Annotated in this window: 22 protein-coding genes; 13 read left to right on the forward strand and 9 right to left on the reverse strand. The window is 70.6% G+C overall.

Annotated features, from left to right (window positions below; translation table 11 throughout):
- The first annotated feature begins 61 nt into the window (after positions 1–61).
- The 4 genes from AB0O76_RS18890 to mscL all read left to right on the forward strand — a co-directional run bounded on the left by AB0O76_RS18890 (position 62) and on the right by mscL (position 2664).
- Positions 62–403 (forward strand): FmdB family zinc ribbon protein, encoded by a 342-nt coding sequence (locus AB0O76_RS18890; RefSeq protein WP_365492102.1) that lies wholly within the window; start codon positions 62–64, stop codon positions 401–403.
- An 84-nt stretch (positions 404–487) separates the two neighbouring features.
- The gene (locus AB0O76_RS18895) at positions 488–1339 is read left to right on the forward strand and encodes an S-methyl-5'-thioadenosine phosphorylase (RefSeq protein WP_365492105.1); all 852 of its coding nucleotides are present in this window, start codon (positions 488–490) and stop codon (positions 1337–1339) included.
- A 137-nt stretch (positions 1340–1476) separates the two neighbouring features.
- Positions 1477–2049, forward strand: a complete 573-nt coding sequence (locus AB0O76_RS18900) for a hypothetical protein (RefSeq protein WP_365492108.1) — start codon at positions 1477–1479, stop codon at positions 2047–2049.
- A gap of 138 nt (positions 2050–2187) precedes the next feature.
- Positions 2188–2664, forward strand: a complete 477-nt coding sequence (gene mscL / locus AB0O76_RS18905) for a large conductance mechanosensitive channel protein MscL (protein WP_365492111.1) — start codon at positions 2188–2190, stop codon at positions 2662–2664.
- A gap of 7 nt (positions 2665–2671) precedes the next feature.
- Here mscL and AB0O76_RS18910 read toward each other — a convergent pair whose 3' ends face one another.
- Both AB0O76_RS18910 and AB0O76_RS18915 read right to left on the reverse strand, forming a co-directional pair.
- A complete protein-coding gene (locus AB0O76_RS18910; protein WP_365492113.1) occupies positions 2672–2899 on the reverse strand; it encodes a hypothetical protein in 228 nt (75 codons plus the stop codon).
- A 58-nt stretch (positions 2900–2957) separates the two neighbouring features.
- Positions 2958–3152, reverse strand: a complete 195-nt coding sequence (locus tag AB0O76_RS18915) for a hypothetical protein (protein WP_365492116.1) — start codon at positions 3150–3152, stop codon at positions 2958–2960.
- 175 nt (positions 3153–3327) lie between these two features.
- On the opposite strand from AB0O76_RS18915, the gene AB0O76_RS18920 reads away from it, so the two are divergent.
- From AB0O76_RS18920 to AB0O76_RS18935, 4 genes are all read left to right on the forward strand, one after another.
- Entirely contained in the window at positions 3328–4581 is a 1254-nt protein-coding gene (locus AB0O76_RS18920; RefSeq protein ID WP_365492119.1) for a low temperature requirement protein A, read from the forward strand.
- Positions 4582–4627: 46 nt separating this feature from the next.
- Complete coding sequence (locus tag AB0O76_RS18925) at positions 4628–5689, forward strand: P1 family peptidase (protein ID WP_365492122.1); 1062 nt, start codon at positions 4628–4630, stop codon at positions 5687–5689.
- Positions 5690–5849: 160 nt separating this feature from the next.
- On the forward strand, positions 5850–7082 hold the full coding sequence (locus tag AB0O76_RS18930; RefSeq protein ID WP_365492125.1) for an Ig-like domain-containing protein: 1233 nt from the start codon (positions 5850–5852) through the stop codon (positions 7080–7082).
- A 162-nt stretch (positions 7083–7244) separates the two neighbouring features.
- Positions 7245–8036, forward strand: a complete 792-nt coding sequence (locus AB0O76_RS18935; RefSeq protein ID WP_365492128.1) for a DUF6227 family protein — start codon at positions 7245–7247, stop codon at positions 8034–8036.
- A 12-nt stretch (positions 8037–8048) separates the two neighbouring features.
- On the opposite strand, the gene AB0O76_RS18940 is transcribed toward AB0O76_RS18935, so the two are convergent.
- From AB0O76_RS18940 to AB0O76_RS18955, 4 genes are all read right to left on the reverse strand, one after another.
- Entirely contained in the window at positions 8049–8303 is a 255-nt protein-coding gene (locus tag AB0O76_RS18940) for a hypothetical protein (RefSeq protein ID WP_365492130.1), read from the reverse strand.
- A 106-nt stretch (positions 8304–8409) separates the two neighbouring features.
- The gene (locus AB0O76_RS18945) at positions 8410–10416 is read right to left on the reverse strand and encodes a fructose-specific PTS transporter subunit EIIC (RefSeq protein ID WP_365492133.1); all 2007 of its coding nucleotides are present in this window, start codon (positions 10414–10416) and stop codon (positions 8410–8412) included.
- 82 nt (positions 10417–10498) lie between these two features.
- Positions 10499–11446 carry a 1-phosphofructokinase gene (gene pfkB, locus AB0O76_RS18950; protein ID WP_365492379.1) on the reverse strand — a complete coding sequence of 316 codons (948 nt, stop codon included), beginning with the start codon at positions 11444–11446 and terminating at the stop codon, positions 10499–10501.
- Between the two features lie 71 nt (positions 11447–11517).
- Positions 11518–12279: a DeoR/GlpR family DNA-binding transcription regulator gene (locus AB0O76_RS18955; protein WP_363270000.1), complete on the reverse strand. Its 762-nt coding sequence runs from the start codon at positions 12277–12279 to the stop codon at positions 11518–11520.
- A gap of 138 nt (positions 12280–12417) precedes the next feature.
- Between AB0O76_RS18955 and AB0O76_RS18960 the strand changes: the two genes are divergently transcribed.
- On the forward strand, positions 12418–12612 hold the full coding sequence (locus AB0O76_RS18960; RefSeq protein ID WP_365492136.1) for a hypothetical protein: 195 nt from the start codon (positions 12418–12420) through the stop codon (positions 12610–12612).
- Positions 12613–12709: 97 nt separating this feature from the next.
- On the opposite strand, the gene AB0O76_RS18965 is transcribed toward AB0O76_RS18960, so the two are convergent.
- Positions 12710–14260 carry an MFS transporter gene (locus tag AB0O76_RS18965; protein ID WP_365492139.1) on the reverse strand — a complete coding sequence of 517 codons (1551 nt, stop codon included), beginning with the start codon at positions 14258–14260 and terminating at the stop codon, positions 12710–12712.
- 41 nt (positions 14261–14301) lie between these two features.
- Between AB0O76_RS18965 and AB0O76_RS18970 the strand changes: the two genes are divergently transcribed.
- Positions 14302–15348: a YafY family protein gene (locus AB0O76_RS18970; RefSeq protein ID WP_365492142.1), complete on the forward strand. Its 1047-nt coding sequence runs from the start codon at positions 14302–14304 to the stop codon at positions 15346–15348.
- 7 nt (positions 15349–15355) lie between these two features.
- Here AB0O76_RS18970 and AB0O76_RS18975 read toward each other — a convergent pair whose 3' ends face one another.
- The gene (locus AB0O76_RS18975; RefSeq protein ID WP_365492145.1) at positions 15356–15928 is read right to left on the reverse strand and encodes a TetR/AcrR family transcriptional regulator; all 573 of its coding nucleotides are present in this window, start codon (positions 15926–15928) and stop codon (positions 15356–15358) included.
- Positions 15929–16026: 98 nt separating this feature from the next.
- On the opposite strand from AB0O76_RS18975, the gene AB0O76_RS18980 reads away from it, so the two are divergent.
- Positions 16027–16314, forward strand: coding sequence for an antibiotic biosynthesis monooxygenase (locus AB0O76_RS18980; protein WP_365492148.1), 288 nt, complete (start codon positions 16027–16029; stop codon positions 16312–16314).
- A gap of 103 nt (positions 16315–16417) precedes the next feature.
- Here AB0O76_RS18980 and AB0O76_RS18985 read toward each other — a convergent pair whose 3' ends face one another.
- On the reverse strand, positions 16418–17425 hold the full coding sequence (locus AB0O76_RS18985) for a sigma-70 family RNA polymerase sigma factor (RefSeq protein ID WP_365492151.1): 1008 nt from the start codon (positions 17423–17425) through the stop codon (positions 16418–16420).
- A 184-nt stretch (positions 17426–17609) separates the two neighbouring features.
- Here AB0O76_RS18985 and AB0O76_RS18990 point away from each other — a divergent pair, with 184 nt between their 5' ends.
- Together AB0O76_RS18990 and AB0O76_RS18995 are read left to right on the forward strand one after the other, a co-directional pair.
- Positions 17610–18155, forward strand: coding sequence for an N-acetyltransferase family protein (locus AB0O76_RS18990; RefSeq protein WP_365492154.1), 546 nt, complete (start codon positions 17610–17612; stop codon positions 18153–18155).
- A gap of 48 nt (positions 18156–18203) precedes the next feature.
- On the forward strand, positions 18204–19229 hold the full coding sequence (locus tag AB0O76_RS18995; protein WP_365492157.1) for a questin oxidase family protein: 1026 nt from the start codon (positions 18204–18206) through the stop codon (positions 19227–19229).
- Positions 19230–19275: the final 46 nt, after the last annotated feature.

The raw sequence follows: 19275 nt of genomic DNA on the forward strand, positions 1-19275 counted from the left end.
GGAATACGTCACTATGGACCGTCGTTAGCACTCATCGAGTGAGAGTGCCAGGAGGAAGCAAGTGCCGACGTACCAGTACCAGTGCACCGAGTGCGGCGAGGGCCTCGAGGCGGTGCAGAAGTTCACCGATGACGCCCTGACCGTGTGCCCCAGCTGCGAGGGACGCCTCAAGAAGGTGTTCTCGGCCGTCGGCATCGTCTTCAAGGGCTCCGGCTTCTACCGCAACGACAGCCGCGGCTCCTCGTCGAGCAGCACGCCGTCGACGGCATCGAAGTCGTCGGACGCGAAGTCGGACTCCAAGTCCGCCTCGACCGCTTCGTCGTCCTCCTCCTCGGACTCCAAGTCGTCCAGCTCCGCGTCGACCTCGTCCTCGGGGTCGTCCGCCGGCTCGTCGGCCGCGTAGCGCCACCACGCCTTTCTTCCAGGTCCCCGCCGTCTTCCGACGGCGGGGACCTCGGCGTACCACCGTCCGGCTACTGTGCTGGACATGGTGAACACGGCGAACGCGACGCGGGCCGACATCGGTGTCATCGGCGGCTCGGGCTTCTACTCCTTCCTCGACAACGTGACCGAACTCCAGGTCGACACCCCCTACGGGGCGCCGAGCGACTCACTCTTCCTCGGCGAGATCGCCGGGCGGCGGGTCGCCTTCCTGCCCCGGCACGGCCGCGGGCACCATCTGCCGCCGCATCGCATCAACTACCGCGCCAATCTCTGGGCGTTGCGCTCCGTGGGCGTACGGCAGGTACTCGGGCCGTGTGCGGTGGGCGGGCTCCGTTCCGAGTTCGGGCCCGGGACGCTGCTGGTGCCCGACCAGCTCGTGGACCGCACGAAGGCCCGTACGCAGACGTTCTTCGACGGGGTTCCACTGGCGGACGGCAGCATTCCGAACGTCGTGCACGTGTCCCTTGCCGACCCGTACTGCCCGGCCGGGCGCAGCGCCGCGCTGAAGGCGGCGCGCGGCCGTGACTGGGAGCCGGTGGACGGCGGGACGCTGGTGGTGATCGAGGGTCCGCGGTTCTCGACCCGTGCGGAGTCGCGCTGGCACGCGGCGCAGGGCTGGTCGGTGGTGGGCATGACCGGGCATCCCGAGGCCGCGCTCGCCCGTGAACTGGAGCTCTGCTACGCGTCGTTGACGCTGGTCACGGATCTCGACGCGGGGGCGGAGAGCGGCGAGGGCGTCTCGCACGACGAGGTCCTGCAGGTGTTCGCGGCCAACGTGGACCGGTTGCGCTCGGTGCTCTTCGACGCGGTGGCGGGGCTGCCGGCGGAGGGCGAGCGGGACTGCTTGTGCGCGGGGGCGCTGGGTGGGATGGATCCGGGGATCCGGCTGCCTTGAGGCGGAACTTCCCCTTCGGGTGAGGGAGTTGTCCACAACCGGCGAGTAGTGCACGGGGCTCAGCGGGATTCGGCGCGGGCCTGCATCGTGAGAGCGGAAGCACAGCCCAGCTCATCTCGTCGCAGGCGGTGGTCGTCGTGATCCCAGTCCCTTCTCAGCCCCAGACCCGGACGCAGGCTCAGCCCCAGACCCAGGCCCGGACCAACCCGGCCGACGGCTGCCAGGTGCCGCACTTCGCTCCCGTGCGGGTACGCGGTGGGCAGCACCGGCTGCGACGGCTGCTGCGGCACAGACGGCGGGCCATGGCCGCGGGGCTCGCGGTGACCGCTGCCGCGCTCGTGGCCGCCGGACCGCGGGACGCCGAGCGGGTGCGGCCGCAGGGTCACCCGTCGGCTGCTGCCGCGCCCTCGCGCGAACGGGCCGCCGCTCTGGTGACGGCTCCCGTGCGGATCGCGGACGCGGCGACGGTGCGTCTGCTGCACCGGGGCGACCGCGTCGACGTCGTCGCCGCCGACGGCTCGACCGCGGGCGGCGGCGCACCGCGGGTGGTGGCCACCGGCGCCAGGGTGGCCGAGGTGCCCGAGCCGGACGACGGGGCCGAAAGCGCCGCGGAGGGCGGGGCGTTGGTGGTGCTCTCCGTACCGCGGGCGACGGCCGCGCGGCTCGCCGGCGCGGGTGCGAGTGCGCGTCTGGCGGTGACGTTGTGCTGATTCATGGTGTGTGCAACTGCACTGACATGCGGTCACGTCGCTCATTCGAGGCGCCCAACTGGACAGGCCCGCCCGGAGCTGCCGTAGGTTGCGAAGCTGTCTGTTTTACCAGCTGCATGTGCAACGAAAGGCCTCGTGGTGAGCGAGAAGAAGGAACCGGGTCTCTGGGAGGGCTTCAAGGCCTTCCTGATGCGCGGCAACGTCGTCGACCTGGCGGTCGCGGTGGTCATCGGCGCCGCGTTCACGAACATCGTGAACTCGGTGGTGAAGGGCGTCATCAACCCGCTGGTCGGTGCCTTCGGGACGAAGGATCTCGACCACTACAGCTCGTGCCTGAAGTCCCCGTGCGTCATGAAGGCGGACGGGACAGTCGAGAGCGGCATCCCGATCATGTGGGGATCCGTGCTCAGCGCGACCCTCAGCTTCGTGATCACCGCGGCCGTCGTCTACTTCCTGATGGTCCTGCCCATGGCCAAGTACCTGGCGAAGCAGGCGGCGCGGAAGGCCGCCAAGGAGGGCACGCAGGAGGTCGTCGAACTGTCCGAGCTGGAGGTTCTGAAGGAGATCCGCGACGCCCTGGTGGCACAGCGCGGCTCTGGCCACAGCGAGCCCTAGCGAGGGCTCAGAGGTGGTGGGGCGGCTTCTCGTCGAGGAAGCGCGCCAAGTCGGCGGCGCTGTCGCCGCCGACCGGAGGCCGCTCGCCCCACCCGCGGTCCGTGTCGTCCGAAGACTGCTGCGACAGGGGGTCGTCGAAGACCAGGGCGTTCTTCGGCTTCTTCGGCGCCGTGAAACCCTCGGGGGTCTCCGATTCCTTCGGATCGCGCGGTTCGGGGGCGGGGGCGGTGCTCATGTATCCAGGGTACGTCCGTGGGGCGCCGGTGGACCCGGCCAACGCGGGCCGACCGCCGTCAGACGGCCTTGAGGCCCTGAGCCGCGAAGATCTTCTTGGCGGCGGCCACCTGTTCCGGGGTGGGCGATGGGGTGTCGCGCAGCGTGAAGTCCTTGCCGAGCGAGGCGGCGAAGCGTGCGACGCCCTCGATGTTCGCCGGGTCGTCGGTCGGACCGGGGACGAGGAAGACGGGGTGGGCGGCAGGCGATCTCATGTTGGTTCCCGGTGGCCTTGGGCGCCAGATGACCAGGACAAAGACCGCGGGCTCCGCGGGACTTCGGACCCCCGTGCATGCCAAGCCGGTGTGCGCCGCGCCCGGGCGGGTGTCCATCGGGTGGGAACGGGTGCCGCAGCCGCATTCGGCCCAGAGCTTCTGCTGTGCTTTGGGCATGACATCCACACCGGCCTCCGCGCCGACCCCAGACCCAGGTTCCGGCTCCGACTCCGGCTCCGGTTCCGGCTCCGGCCGCCCCGTGCCCGCATCGGCCACCCTGCGCCCCCTGGTCGCGCGCGGGCGGGACGAGGAGCACCGGGCGGCGACCCCGCTGGAGCTCTTCTTCGACCTCTGTTTCGTCGTGGCGGTCGCCCAGGCCGGTGCCGAGCTGGTGCACGCGATCGCCGAGGGCCACGCGGGCGAGGGGATCCTCAACTACGCGATGGTGTTCTTCGCGCTGTTCTGGGCGTGGGTCAACTTCTCGTGGTTCGCGTCGGCGTACGACAACGACGACGTGCTCTACCGGGTGGTCACGCTCGTACAGATCGCCGGTGTGCTCGTCTTCGCGGCGGGGGTCTCCAAGGGGTTCGAGGAGCACGACTTCCTCCTCATCTGGCTCGGCTACCTGATCATGCGGGTCGCGCTCACCACCCAGTGGCTGCGCGTCGCGTCCGCCGCGGGCGGGGAGGAACGCCGCACCGCGCTGCGGTACACCGTGGGTGTGCTGATCTGTCAGATCGGCTGGTCCGGACTGCTTTTCCTGCCGGAGGGCGCCCGTGGGTGGCTGTTCCTGGTGATGGCGATCGCCGAGATGTGCGTACCCGTCATCGCCGAGCGGAGCTTCACCACGCCCTGGCATCCGCATCACATCGCGGAGCGGTACGGCCTGTTCACCATCATCGTGCTCGGCGAGACGATCGCGGCGGCGACTGTCGCCGTGAAGTCCGGCATCGACGAGAACGACGAGCTCGGCGAGCTGCTGCCCATCGCGGCGGGCGGCCTCCTGATCATCTTCGCCGCGTGGTGGATCTACTTCGTCGTGCCGATCCACGGCCGGCTGAGCACCAACCGGCAGGCGTTCCTGTGGGGTTACGGGCACTACTTCATCCTCGGCGCGGCCGCCGCGATCGGCGCCGGCATCGAGGTCGCGGTCGAGCAGGCCGTCGGCAAGGCGCACATCTCGACGCTCGCAGCGTCCGCCTCGGTGACCGTGCCGATGGCGCTGTACCTCCTCACGGTGTGGCTGCTGCACTCCCGCTACTACAAGGTGGGCACCGCGCAGCAACTGGTGCTGCCGGGCGGGGCGTTGGCGACACTCGCGAGCACGTTCGCGGGAAGCTGGGCGGTCCCGGTGGCGGGCCTCGCCGCCACGGCTACGGTCGCGACCGGGGTGACACTGACACGCCGGATGGCGAACACGGGCGGCTGAGTCACCCCGGCCCGCCGGGTGCATCGCCCGTGATAGGCAGGTCGGCATGACTTCCGACGCCCCGAACCACCCCACCTCCAACTCCCTGACCGACGTCCGGGGCCTGCGCGTGGGCCACTCGACCCTCGACGGGGGCGCCCGTGCGGGGCATCTCACCGGTACCACCGTTGTGCTCGCCCCCGAGGGTGGCGCCGTTGCGGCCGTGGATGTGCGTGGTGGTGGTCCCGGTACCCGTGAGACGGATGCGCTCGACCCCCGCAATCTGGTGCAGCGTGTCGAGGCGGTCGTCCTGACCGGCGGCAGTGCGTACGGGCTCGACTCCGCGACCGGTGTGATGGCGTGGCTGGAGGAGCAGGGTCGCGGCGTGCGGGTGGGGCCCGATGCCTCTCATGTCGTCCCCGTGGTTCCGGGCGCCTGCGTCTTCGACCTCGGCAGGGGCGGCGACTTCAAGGCCCGCCCCGACGCCACGACGGGCCGCGCCGCCGTCGAGGCCGCCGCGCGCACCGAGCCCTTCGCCCCGGTCCAGGAGGGCAACGTCGGCGCGGGCACCGGCGCGGTGGTCGGCAAGGTCAAGGGCGGTGTCGGCAGTGCGAGCGTCCGCCTTGACTCGGGCGTCACGGTCGCCGCGCTGGTGGTGGCCAACGCCGCGGGTTCGGGGGTCGACCCGGAGACGGGCGCGCTGTACGGGCAGTACTTCGAGGGGCGGCAGGTGGACTACCCCGCGCCCGAGGTGCGCGCGGAGGCCGAGCGCCGGCTCGCCGAAGCCGCCGCGAAGAACGGTCCGCCGCCCCTGAACACCACCCTCGCCGTGGTCGCCACGGACGCCGAACTCACCAAGGCCCAGGCGCAGAAGCTGGCCGGCACCTCGCACGACGGCATGGCCCGCGCCGTGCGCCCCGTCCATCTCCTCAACGACGGGGACACCGTCTTCGCCCTCGCCACCGGCGAGCACCCGCTGTCCGCCGACAACCCCCTCGCCCTCAACGAGATCCTCGCGGCGGGCGCCGACCTGGTGACCACCGCGATCGTGCGGGCGATGCTGGCCGCGGAGTCCGTACAGACCCCCGGCGGCACGTTCCCCTCATATCTCGACCTCTACGGCAAGTAGCCACAGCAAGTAGCTACAGAACCAAAGCCTCAAAGCCGCATCAACCAGGGCACGTTGGTGCGGCTTCGCTGTGCCTGCGCTCACACCATCCGGACGGAACCTTTCCGCCCGCACGTCGCTCTTTACCCGTACTGGACCAGAACGCGCACTTGGCACATAGATGGAGCAGCCCGTGACAACGTCGTACACAGCCAGGCCTCGGCGACGCACCCTGCTGGCAGCCGCTGCACTCGCCGCCGCGGGTGCGCTGACCCTCACGGGCTGCGGCGGCGACGCGGACGCGAAGGGCGATGACAAGAACGGCGAGGGCAAGGAAGCCGGCGGCCTCGCCGTCACCATCTCGGCCAAGGACGGCTCGACCGGCGCCTCCATCAACGCCACTGGCGTCAAGGTCAAGGGCGGCAAGCTGACCGACGTGAAGATGACGCTGGTCTCCACCGGCGCCGCCGTCGACGGCACACTCTCCGCCGACGGCACGAGCTGGAAGCCCAAGGCCCAGCTCGAGCGCGGCATGAAGTACCGCATCACAGCCGACGCCAAGGACGCCAAGGGCAAGGAAGCGACCGAGAACTCGATCTTCACGACCGTCTCGAAGGCCAACAGCTTCATCGGCAGCTACACCCCGGACGGCGGCACCAAGGTCGGCGTGGGCATGCCGGTCTCCTTCACCTTCGACAAGGCGATCACGGAGAAGCAGGACGTCCAGTCGCACATCAGGGTCACGTCCGACAGCGGCCAGAAGGTCGTCGGCCACTGGTTCGGCGACAACCGCCTGGACTTCAGGCCCGAGGAGTACTGGAAGGCCGGCTCCAAGGTCACCATGAAGATCGACCTGGAGGGCGTGAAGGGCGCGGAAGGCGCCACCGGCGTACAGAACAAGACGGTCAGCTTCACCATCGGCCGCGCGCAGGTCTCCACGGTCGACGTGCAGGCCAAGAAGATGACGGTGGAGCGGGACGGAAAGGTCGTCAAGACCATCCCGATCTCCGCGGGCAGCCCGTCGAACCCCACGTACAACGGCCAGATGGTGATCTCCGAGAAGTTCACGCAGACGCGCATGAACGGCGACACGGTCGGTTTCGGCGGTGAGTACGACATCAAGGACGTCCCGCACGCGATGCGCCTGTCCTCGTCCGGCACCTTCATCCACGGCAACTACTGGGGCTCGCCCTCGATCTTCGGCAGCGCCAACACCAGCCACGGCTGCGTCGGTCTGCAGGACGCGCAGGGCGCGGGCGACTCCAGCACGCCGGGCGCGTGGTTCTACGACAACTCCCTGATCGGGGACGTCGTGACGGTCAAGGGCTCCCCGGACAAGACGGTCTCGCCGGACAACGGCCTCAACGGCTGGAACATGTCCTGGAGCGAGTGGACCGCAGGCAGCGCCGGCTGACCAAAAGCCAGCCAGAAGCCCCCTCACAGCATCCTCAACACCACGAGCCGCACGGGAACTTGCCGTGCGGCTCGTACGTTTTCCCGTTCCCGGACATGATGTCCGACCCAGGGGCTACGGTATGCACTCACAAGGTGACATGCAGCAACGCCGGGAGAAACCTTGAGCGTTCCGTACGAGTACGAGACAGCGTACGAACCACCCCAGTCGCCCGAGCAGAAGCCTCCGCACTCTCCGCAGGAGCACCTCGAGCGGCTCCTCCGCCGCGCCCTGAACTCCTTCGACCTGCCGGACGAGACGATACGGCGCCTGGACTCGGCGATCGCGTACGACAGTTCGCTGCACTCCGCGCACCACAGCGCGGGCCTGCACCGCGAGACGTACCGGCACACGTGGCTGCTCGCCGACGCCAGCGCGCTCACCCTCTGGGAGCTGGTGCACAACACGGGCCCCGGCAGCCACGCCCAGCACGAGCTGTACGCGGACGAGGAGGAGGCCGGCGTCGCCACCTCGCGGCTTCCGCTCCCGCCGGACACCGCACCGGCGCCGTGCGAGCAGCCCGTCGTGCTCCAACTCCCTGCTCCGGACGAGCCCCGGCACACCTACGTCCCTGACGACTCGGCGGACCACGGGCGCCGGCTGCTGCGCCGCGCGGAGAACCCGGTCGGCGCGGGACGGCCGGGCGAGGAGATCGCGCGGCAGCTGCGCTCGGCGTTCGCGCACCAGATCACGCAGGCCTTCGGGCGCCCCTGCCTGGCCGGCGAGGCCCGCTTCTGCTTCTCGCTGTACGAGCACGCGTTCCTGCTCTACGACGGCAGCGAGCTCAGCCTCTGGGAGGTCGAGCACACGGTCACGCCGGACAAGCGGCACATGTGCGAGGTGTACGTCACCGAGAACGCGGCCCGCGAGGCGATGGAGCTGCGGGCCAGGAGCATTCCGCAGCAGCACTCCTGACCAACGGCGTAACTAGGACCGACCCTCGCCGAACTGCCGTACAAGACCGGCGAAGGCGGCCCGCTCGTCCGGTGTCAGTTCCACCGCCTCCGCGCGCGGCGGGCCCGACTGCGCGGGCAGTGCGCGCAGCGCCTGAGTCTGGTGCCAGACGTCCACGTCGGACCGGTCGCGCCGCAACACCCGCACCAGGCCCACGGCCCAGACGACGGTCGCGGCGGCGAGCACGGCCACGCCTGTCTGCTGGAGGATCGAGACATTCTGGAGCATGCCGCACAGTAGACAACACGATCCGGGACTTCCGACAGGGGGGCCGTGGGACTTACGTCCTGAAGTGACGCATGTCGCACAACCCCCTCATAGGGACCCATGGGGCTCAAACAGCCGCCGCGACCTGCTCCTTCGGCACGGCTTCCGCAGCGGCCTCCGCGCTCTCCCCGCTCCCCGAAGGAACCGGCTTCCGGGCCCCCTTGAGCAGGATGACCGCCACGGTCGAGACGCCGACACCGGCGGCGATCGCCACCAGGTAGAGCAGCGGCTGGCCGATCAGCGGTACCACGAAGATGCCTCCGTGCGGGGCCCGCAGCGTGCAGCCGAAGGCCATCGACAGGGCGCCGGTGACCGCGCCGCCCGCCATCGAGGCGGGGATCACCCGCAGCGGGTCGGCCGCGGCGAACGGGATCGCGCCCTCCGTGATGAAGGAGGCGCCCAGGAACCAGGCCGCCTTGCCGTTCTCGCGCTCCGTCTTGGTGAAGAGACGGCCGCGGACGGTCGTGGCGAGCGCCATGGCGAGCGGCGGGACCATGCCGGCCGCCATCACCGCGGCCATGACCTTGAGGCTGCCCTCGGTCGGGTTGGCGAGACCGCCGACGGCGAAGGCGTAGGCGACCTTGTTCAGCGGGCCGCCGAGGTCGAAGCACATCATCAGGCCGAGGATGACGCCGAGGATGATCGCGTTGGCGCCGGAGAGGCCTTCGAGCCAGTCCGTGAGCGCGCTCTGGAGCGAGGCGATCGGCTTTCCGATCACCAGGAACATCAGGAAGCCGACGACCGCCGACGAGATCAGCGGGATGACGACCACGGGCATGATGCCGCGCAGGACCGCCGGGATCCGCACCCGCTGGATGCCCATGACGACCGCGCCCGCGATCAGACCCGCCGCGAGGCCGCCGAGGAAGCCCGCGTTGATCGTGACGGCGACCGAGCCGCCGACGAAGCCGGGGACCAGGCCTGGGCGGTCGGCCATTCCGTACGCGATGTAACCGGCGAGGACCGGCACCAGGAAGGCGAAGGCGAGCCCGCCGATCTGGAAGAGCAGCGCGGCCCAACTGGTGGTGTCCGTCCACACGAAGTGCTCGGCGACGGACGGGGCCTTGTCGATCCGCCAGCCGCCGATGGCGAAGCCAAGGGCGATGAGGAGGCCGCCCGCGGCGACGAACGGGACCATGTAACTGACGCCGGACATCAGCCACTTGCGCAGCTTGGTGCCGTAGCCGTCGCCGCTGTCGCCCGCGTTGTCCACCGGGCTCGGGGCGCTCGCCGTGGTGATCTCGCCGCGGGCCGCCTTCTCGCGGGCCTCCGCGATGAGTTCCGCCGGGCGGCTGATGCCGGCCTTCACGCTCACGTCGACCGTGGGCTTCCCGGCGAAGCGGTGCTTGTCCCGTACGGGGACGTCGTGGGCGAAGATGACCGCGTCCGCGGAGGCCAGGACCGCCGGGTCGAGGCGGGTGAAGCCGGCGGAGCCTTGCGTCTCCACCGCCAGTTCCACGCCTGCCTCGCGGGCCGCGTTCTCCAGGGATTCCGCTGCCATGTAGGTGTGGGCTATGCCCGTGGGGCAGGACGTGACAGCGACTATGCGGAACGGCTCCGCCGGGGTGGGGTCGTTTTCCGGCTGCTGGTCGGTGGGGGTTTCTGTTGTCGTTTCCCCGGCCGCCCGCCCCTCGCCCCGGATCAGAGTCGTTGCCGTCTCGGCGTCCGTCGCAGCCCGCAGGGCGGTCGTGAACTCCTCGTCCATCAACTGCCTTGCCAGCGACGACAGGATCGTCAGGTGGGCGTCGTCCGCGCCCGCCGGAGCGGCGATCAGGAAGATCAGGTCCGCGGGGCCGTCCGGCGCCCCGAAGTCGATGCCGTCCGTCGAGCGGCCGAAGGCCAGGGTCGGCTCGGTGACATGGGCGCTGCGGCAGTGCGGGATGCCGATGCCGCCGTCGAGGCCGGTCGGCATCTGCGCCTCACGGGCCGCCACGTCGGCGAGGAACCCCTCCAGGTCGGTCACCCGGCCCAGGGACACCATGCGCTCGGCGAGGGCACGGGCCGCCGCTTCCTTGGTTCCGGCGGACCGGTCGAGTTCGAGGTCGACCAGTTCCGCGGTGATCATCTCGCTCATCGCGGGCTCCTTCGCACGCGTATCGCCCGGGGGGCGGGGTGGGGACGGGGGTGGTGCATGGGGGACTTGTGGGGGCGGGGAGTCATGACGCCGGCTCCGTCAGTGCGCGGTCCAGGGGGACCTCCGTCGTCACCGTGACCGCGTCCGGCGCGAGATCCGCGGGCGTCGGCATCGCGCTGCCCGGCAGCTGAACCGCCGCCGCACCGTGCGCCACGGCCGATGCGAGGGCGTCCGCGCCGGTGCCGCCCGCGATGAGGAAACCGGCCAGGGAGGAGTCACCGGCGCCGACGTTGCTGCGTACGGCGTCGACGCGGGCGCTGCCGAAGTACGTGCCCGAGGCGTCGACCAGGAGCTGGCCGTCCGCCCCGAGGCTGGCGAGCACGGCACGCGCGCCAAGATCCCGCAGCTCCTCTGCGGCCTTCACCGCGTCGCCGACCGTGGCCAGCGGGCGGCCCACCGCCTCCGCGAGCTCATCGGCGTTCGGCTTGACCACGTCGGGGCGTTCGGCGAGGGCGGCGAGCAGGGCCGGGCCCGAGGTGTCCAGGGCGATACGGGCGCCCGCCGCGTGCGCCCGGGCCACCAACTCGGCGTACCAGGAAGGCGCGAGGCCGCGCGGGAGGCTGCCGCAGCAGGCGATCCAGTCGGCCCCGGTGGAGCGTTCACGGACGACGGAGAGCAGCGACTCCGCCTCGACCGGGGTCAGTTCGGGGCCCGGGGCGTTGATCTTGGTGAGGGTGCCGTCCGGTTCCGCGACCGCGATGTTCGACCGGGTCTGGCCCGCGACCGGGACCGGCGCGACGCTGATCCCCTGCTCGTCCAGGAGCTGCGCGACCAGCGCGCCGGGCGCCCCGCCGAGCGGCAGCACGGCGACGGTGTCCGCGCCCGCGGCCGCGACCGCCCGCGACACGTTGACGCCCTTGCCGCCCGGGTCCATCCGCTCCCCGGTGGCCCGCACGACCTCACCGCGGTCCAGGGCGGGGACCTCGTAGGTGCGGTCGAGGGAGGGGTTGGGCGTGACGGTGAGGATCATGCGCGTACGTACCGTTTCGTTGCTGTTCTGTGTGCTGCTGCTCAACTGCGTGCCTGCGCCGCCCGCGCCGCTCATGCCCGGATCACCTCCGTGCCGCCGCCCTCGATCGCCGCCGCGTCCTCGGGGCTGAGGCCGCTGTCGGTGATCAGGAGGTCGACGTCGTCCAGGTCGCCGAAGCGGGCGAAGTGTTCCTGGCCGTGCTTGGTGGAGTCCGCGAGCAGGACTACCCGGCGGGCCGCGCCGATCGCGGCGCGTTTGACGGCCGCCTCTGCGAGGTCGGGGGTGGTCAGGCCGGCCTCCGCGGAGAAGCCGTTGGTGGCGAGGAAGAGGACGTCGGCACGGATCTCGCCGTACGCCCGCAGCGCCCACGCGTCGACGGCCGCGCGCGTCCTGCTGCGTACGCGGCCGCCGATGAGGTGCAGCTGGATGCCGGGGTGGTCGGCGAGGCGGGCCGCGGTGGGCAGGCCGTGCGTGACGACCGTGAACGTCGATTCCAGGGGGAGCGAGGCCGCGAGCCGCGCGACCGTCGAGCCCGCGTCGAGGATGACGCTGCCCTCGGCCGGCAGCTCGGCGAGCGCGGCCTTCGCGATGCGGTCCTTCTCGTCGGCCGACGTGCCCTCGCGCTCGGCGAGGTCCGGCTCGAAGTCGAGGCGCCCGGCCGGTATGGCACCGCCATGGACACGGCGTACGAGACCGGCGCGGTCAAGGGCCTTCAGGTCGCGCCGGATGGTCTCCGCGGTGACCTGGAACTCCTCGGCGAGCGACAGCACGTCGACCCGGCCGCCGTCGCGTGCGAGCCGCAGGATCTCCTGCTGCCGCTCCGGTGCGTACATGTCCGTTCGCCTCCGCCTTGATGCCCGAGCTTGTGGGTTCCCTGGGAGACTACGACTGGATTTCCGGAAAGTAAACAAGTTCGGGCGCCAGACAGACACAAACGGACTTTCAACCTGGCGGCGAGCCGCTGAAAGTACATGCCGGTTGCGGCCCTACGGCCTGCGGAAGTCCCCCAGCGCCTCGATACAGCGCCCGGCCAGCTCTACAGCACGTCCGATGCGGCACAGGCCCTGAAGGCGCTCGGCGTCAAGACGCCGTACGGCCTGCGACTGGGCCCCGAGGCCGCCGAGGACGAGGTGCTGTCCGCAAGGAGATCGGCGCCGCCGTCATGAAGGGCGGCAGCCCACGGGCCGTACTCGAGTCCCTGGACACGACGGCGGCCCGGGCGGAGCTCTAGGCTCCGCCCGGGCCGCACCCCGCCGGCGTGGATCAGGAGGTCAACGCGGGCTCACGCTCCGGGAGTTCGCCGAGGCCGTCGGTGTCATCGGCCGCGATGTCCGCGCCCTCGATGTCCGCGCCCTCGACATGCTGCCGGGGCTTGCCCGGCAGGGCGAACATCAGCAGGAAGATGACGACGAGCACACCGACCACCCACCACAGCGAGTTCTGGAACGCGTCGATGAACTCGGCGGGCATCCGGCTCCGTTCGACCTTCTCGTCGATCACGCCGAAGAACACCACGGAGACGAGGCCGAGCCCGAGCGCGTTGCCCATCTGCTGGACGGTGTTGATGAGCCCGGACGCCGAACCCGAGTGCGCCTGCGGCACATCGGAGAGCACCGCGTCGGTCAGCGGGGCGACGATCAGACCCATACCGACGCCCATCACGGCCAGCGGCAGCGCCATCTGCCACGGCGCGAGCTCCGCGCCGTACCGGTTCGCCTCCCAGATGTAGACGAGCAGCCCGGCGATCATGGTCAGCGCGCCCGCCTGCAGCACCTTGCGGCCGAACCGCGGGACGAGCTTCTGCACCGAGATGCCGGCCGCCACCGAGACGGCGATCGAGAACGGAACGCCGGTGACGCCCGCCTTCAGCGGGGTCCAGCCGAGCCCGAGCTGCATGTAGAGCGTCCAGACCAGGAAGAAGATGCCCAGCGAGATCCCGAACACCGTCTGCACGGCGATGCCCGCCGCGAAGCTCTTCACCTTGAACAGCGACAGCTCCACCAGCGGCGAACCGTCCTTCGCCGCCTTCTTCTTCTCGTACGCGACGAGGGCGCCGAAGACCACGATGCCGCCCGCCATCATCACGTAACCCCACAGCGGCCAGTCCAACTCCCGCCCACGGGTGAGCGGGTAGAGCGCCATCAGCAGGCCGAGCGTCACCAGCACGACACCGACGAGGTCCAGCTTGAGCGCCTTCGGCGCCTTGGACTCGCTGATGAACTTCCACCCGAGGACAAGCCCCGCTATGCCCACCGGCAGGTTGATGAGGAAGATCGGCCGCCATTCGAGGCCGAAGAGGTTCCACTCGGTGAGCAGCGCGCCGAGCAGCGGCCCGGAGACGGCGCCGAGCCCCACGACCATCCCGAAGAGCCCGAAGACCTTGCCCCGCTCGTGCGCGGGAAAGGTGGCGTGCACGATCGACAGGACCTGCGGCACCATCATCGCGGCCATGCCGCCCTGCAGGATCCGTGATGCGACGAGCATCTCCGGATTGGCGGCGAACCCGCAGAGCGCGGAGGCCAGCGTGAAGCCGCCGATGCCGATGAGGAACATCCGCTTGCGCCCGTGGATGTCGCCGAGCCGCCCGCCGGTGATCAGCCCGGCCGCGAAGGCGAGCGCATAGCCCGCGGTGATCCACTGGATCTGGCTGAACGTGGCGCCGCTCTCCCGCTGCATGGAGGGGATCGCGATGTTGACGATGGTGACGTCGACGAGGTCCATGAAGGCCGCGGTCATCACGATGGCGAGGGCGAACCAGCGCCGGCGGTCGCCGGCGGATGTGGGTGCCACGGGGGCGGGGTCGCTGAAAGTCATGAGAGAAACGTAGATGCCATATAGGCCAGATGGTGTCCTAGATGGCGGGCACCCTGGAGAACATGAAGAACACGACATCGAATCCGAGCGGCGGCGGGTCCAATCGTGGATCTGACGGCGGTTCCAACACGGACACCCCGGCCCGGCTGCTGCAGCTCCTCTCGCTTCTCCAGACCCCGCGGGAGTGGCCCGGCGGTGAGCTGTCCGAGCGGCTCGGCGTCTCCCGCCGCACCGTGCGGCGCGACATCGACCGGCTGCGGGACCTCGGCTACCCGGTCCAGGCGAGCCAGGGGGCGACCGGCGGATACCGCCTGGTCGCGGGCAAGGCGATGCCCCCGCTGGTCCTCGACGACGAGGAGGCGGTGGCGATCGCGGTGGGCCTGCGGGCGGGCGCGGGCCACGCGGTGGAGGGGGTGGAGGAGGCCTCCGTCCGGGCCCTGGCCAAACTGGAGCAGGTCCTGCCCAGCCGCCTGCGCCGTCGCGTCTCGACCCTCCAGATCGCCACGACCCCCCTCACCAGCGGGGACGGGGCGAGCATCGCCCCCGAGACGCTGACGGTGATGGCGTCGGCGGCGGCCGGCCAGGAGCGCCTGCGCTTCGCGTACCGCGCGGGCGACGGCACGGAGTCGCGCCGCCTGACCGAGCCGTACCGCCTGGTGTCGACGGGCCGTCGCTGGTATCTGGTCGCGTACGACATCGACCGCGAGGACTGGCGTACGTTCCGCGTCGACCGGGTGTCGTCCCCGTTCGCGACGGGGGCGCGATTCGCCCCGCGGGAGCTGCCGACGGGGGACGCCGCGGAGTACATCCGCCAGTCCATGTGGCGCGGCAGGCAGTCGTACGCCATCGACGTGACGTTCGAGGCCCCCGCGGAGTTCATCGCGGCGCGCCTCCCGGCGGCCCTTGGTACGCCTGAACCGATCTCCGACACCTCCTGCCGCCTGCGGTCGACGGTGCCGGACTCCATCGAATGGCTTGCGGTCCGCCTGGCGTTGGCCGACTGCGACTTCCGGGCACATGAGCCGCCGGAACTGGTGCAGTACCTACGCGACTTGGGCGCACGCCTGACCCGGGCCTCCGGCACGTGACGATGCGTCATCCACCGTGGTTGCCGTGCGGGAGGTCGAGGATGATGTCGGCGGCGCGGGCGATGACCTGGGGGCGGGTGCCTGCCGGGTGGTCGGCGGCGAGGAAGTGGCTGCCGATGGCCGTGCAGAAGGCGAGCAGGGCGCGGGCCTCGACCTCGTCGGGGTCGGCGCAGAAGGTGCTGATCGCGTCGCGCGCCAGCTGGATGCGTTCGTTGTCCACGCGGCGCAGGCGGGCGGCGACGGTGTCGTCGCGGCGGGCCCATTCGCGGATGGCCAGGTCGATGGGGAGCAGGCGGTCGCTGGAGAAGGTGAGCTGCCCGGCCAGGCGGACCTTGTCCCGTGCGTCGCCGCCCTCCCGCTCGACCCGGTCGATGACGTCGGTGACGCTCTCGCGCTCCCAGGTGTCCAGCATCTCGGTCAGCAGTGCGTCGCGGTCGGCGAAGTAGCCGTAGAAGCCGCCCTTGGTCACCCCCAGCGCCTTGGCGAGCGCCTCGATCCGCACCGCGTCCACACCGCCGGTGGCCAGCGCCCGCAGTCCTTCCTCGATCCACTGCTCCCGCGGTGTGCGCAATGCGCCCATCTGTGGCCCACCTCACCCTCGAAGACCTGTTGTACGAAGCCGTACAGCAGGTCTAGCCTCATGTTGTACGGCATCGTATAACCCGAGAGGGGAACGTCATGTCATTCGGCTTCGTCGCCTTCCACTACCCGGCTCCCGAGCACGTCGACGCGTTCCTCGCCGAATGCCACGAGGTCGCCGACGCGATGCGGCGACAGCCGGGCTTCGAGTCCGTCGGTGTCTGGGTCACCCCGGACGGCGAGGCCGTCGTGACCACCGGCGCGTTCGACTCCGAGGAGTCCTTCCTGGCAACGGCCGACCTCGCCCGCGAAATGGACGCGACGCCAGACGGCCAGAGCGACCTGGAGGTCAGGCCCCGAGAGGTCCACTTCCTGGTGTCGCGCTAGCGGCTGCAGGGCAATCGGGTGGGCGGGTGGGAAAAAGAAGTGAGCCCCGGTGCCGGGGGGATGGCACCGGGGCTCGCCAAGGGGACGGCTAAGGGCGGGCCGCCTAGGCCGCCGCGTCGAAGCCCGTGTCCCGCGCCAGCTTCTTCAGCTCAAGGAGCGCGTGCTTCTCGATCTGACGGATCCGCTCACGCGTCAGGCCATGCTGCTTGCCGACCTCCGTCAGCGTCCGCTCGCGGCCGTCCTCGATGCCGTACCGCATCTTGATGATGGAGGCCGTGCGCTGGTCGAGGCGGCCGATCAGGTCGTCCAGTTCCTCACTGCGCAGCAGCGTCAGGACGGACTGCTCGGGCGAGACCGCCGAGGTGTCCTCGAGCAGGTCGCCGAACTGGGTGTCGCCGTCGTCGTCCACGCCCATGTTCAGCGAGACCGGGTCGCGGGCCCAGTCCAGGACGTCGATGACCCGCGCCGGGGTGGAGTCGAGCTCGGCCGCTACTTCCTCGGGCTCCGGATCGCGGCCGTTCTTACGGTTGAACTCGCGCTGGACCCGACGGATCCGGCCCAGCTCCTCCACCAGGTGGACGGGGAGCCGGATGGTGCGCGACTGGTCGGCTATGGAGCGCGTGATGGCCTGGCGGATCCACCACGTGGCGTACGTGGAGAACTTGAAGCCCTTGGCGTAGTCGAACTTCTCGACCGCGCGCACCAGGCCCGCGTTCCCCTCCTGGATCAGGTCGAGCAGAGGGAGGCCGCTGCGCGGATAGCGGCGTGCCACAGCGACGACGAGCCGCAGGTTCGACCGGATGAAGACGTCCTTCGCGCGCTCGCCGTCGGCGACCAGCGCCTCCAGCTCCTCGCGGGACGCGGCCGCGCCCGCGACGGAGTCCTCGACGTCTCCGTCGAGTATCTTTCGCGCGTAGACACCCGCCTCGATGACCTGGGACAGCTCGACTTCCTTGGCGGCGTCGAGCAGCGGCGTACGCGCGATCTCGTCGAGGTACATGCCGACCAGGTCGCGGTCGGCGATCTCCCCGCCTACGGCGCGAACACTGCGTGCCGCGTCGGTCTCGCCGGAGGAGGCGGACTTACGACGGGCGACGGCACGGGTTGCCATGCGTGCTCCCTTGCGTGTGGAGGTCCTGGTCGGCCCCTTTTACGGGCCTCTGTGGTGGAAACCACACCCTTCCGGGTGCCCTGCTTCCGATGGAAACAACGACTGGAATCCGGACAGAATTCCCAAGCCGCACATCTATTTTCGCGACGTTGCAGTACCCTGTGCCGCCACAAAGGGAGGCCGGATGCCGTCGGAACGTACAGAGGTGCAGGTCAGGCCGGGCACGGAGGCTGACCTCGAGGCCCTGACCGACATCTACAACCACTACGTACGTGAGACGGCGATCACATTCGACACAGCCGTCTTCCTGCCAGAAGAGCGCCGCCCTTGGCTGCTCTCCCACCCTGAAGACGGCCCGCACCGCCTGATGGTTGCCCAGGAGCGGGATTCGGGCCGCGTGCTCGGATACGCGACCAGCAGCCCCTTCCGTCCGAAGCCCGCCTACGCCACTTCTGTAGAAGTCAGCGTCTACTGCGCTCCGGACACCGGCGGCCGCGGCATCGGCACGTTGCTGTACAAGGCGCTCTTCGAGGCCCTGGAGGACGAGGCTGCGACTTCTGACAACCTGCACCGCGCGTACGCCGGGATCGCGCAGCCCAACGACGCCTCGCACCGCCTCCACGAACGCTTCGGCTTCCGGCATGTCGGCACGTACCGGGAGGTGGGCCGGAAGTTCGGCCGCTACTGGGACGTCGCCTGGTACGAACGCCCTCTCGGCCCTCAGTCCTAGGCCGCAAGCCCGTTACGCCCCGCCGACAACCCCACTTAGCGTGCCCCCATGGACCACACAGGCGGCACCGCAGGCACCCTCGACGAAGCCCTCCAGCGGCTGCACGCCTCCGGGCCCGAGCGGCTCGGGCGGCTCACCAACCACGCCCCGATGGCCGTCGAGGCGCTCGCCGCGCACGGGCGGTCCGGCGCGGTCCACCGCTGGCTCGACCTGTACGCGCCGAAGCTGGAGGAGTTCCCTGGCACAGTCGAGACGGTCACCGGCGACAACTGGCGCGAGGCCCTTGGTGATCCGCGCCGGGCGGCGGACTGGATCGCGTACTTCGGCAGGGAGACCGAGGAACGCCCCTGGCGCGACGTGCTCGCCCAGTGGTGGCCGCGCCTGCTGCCCGGGATGTACGGCGGCTCCACGCACCCGGTGATCCGCGTCGGCCACGCGGTGCGCACCCTGCTGTCGGGTGACGAGACCGAACCCCGCGTCGCCGAACTCGCCCACGGCCTCGGCTACTGGGCCGCCCGCCACCGCCCCGTCACCGGAGTCGCCCCGCTGCCGGGTGCCGCCGGCGCGGCCGCCGCTCTGGACGCCGTACCGCCGATCCCGGACCGGGACAGCGGCGGTTTCCCGGCCCGGCTCGGCAGGGTCACGGGCCTGCCCGTCTGGGCGGCCGGCGTGACAGGACCCGACGAGGCGCACCGCAGGCTCACCGAGCTGGTGCGGGCGGCGACCCACCGGTACGCCACACACGGCCACGGCGAGGAGACGATGCTGGTGCACGCGGCGACGGCGCCCAACGCCGTGCTGCGCACCCTGCCTGCGCTGCCGCGCGCCTTGTGGGTGCCTGGCCTGCGGGCCGCTTGGACGGCGTCGGCCGCCGTGACCGCCATGTACGCGCCGGACGCGCCCGTCGCGTACGAACTGCCGGGCACGTTCGCCCCCGAGGAGGTCTTCGAGCGGGCCCTCGCGCACGGCGACGAGCACGTCATCAAGTTCACGGACACGGCACTGGACGTCGGCGACGAGAGGGCCTTGGCGGCGGCCTTGCGTGCGGTTGAGCTCAGCGTGCCGCTCGCTTGAGTGCCTTTCGTCTGCGGGCCGCATTGGGCTGGTCGCGCAGTTCCCC

It is taken from the genome of Streptomyces sp. NPDC086554, from assembly GCF_040686095.1.
GTDB lineage: Bacteria > Actinomycetota > Actinomycetes > Streptomycetales > Streptomycetaceae > Streptomyces.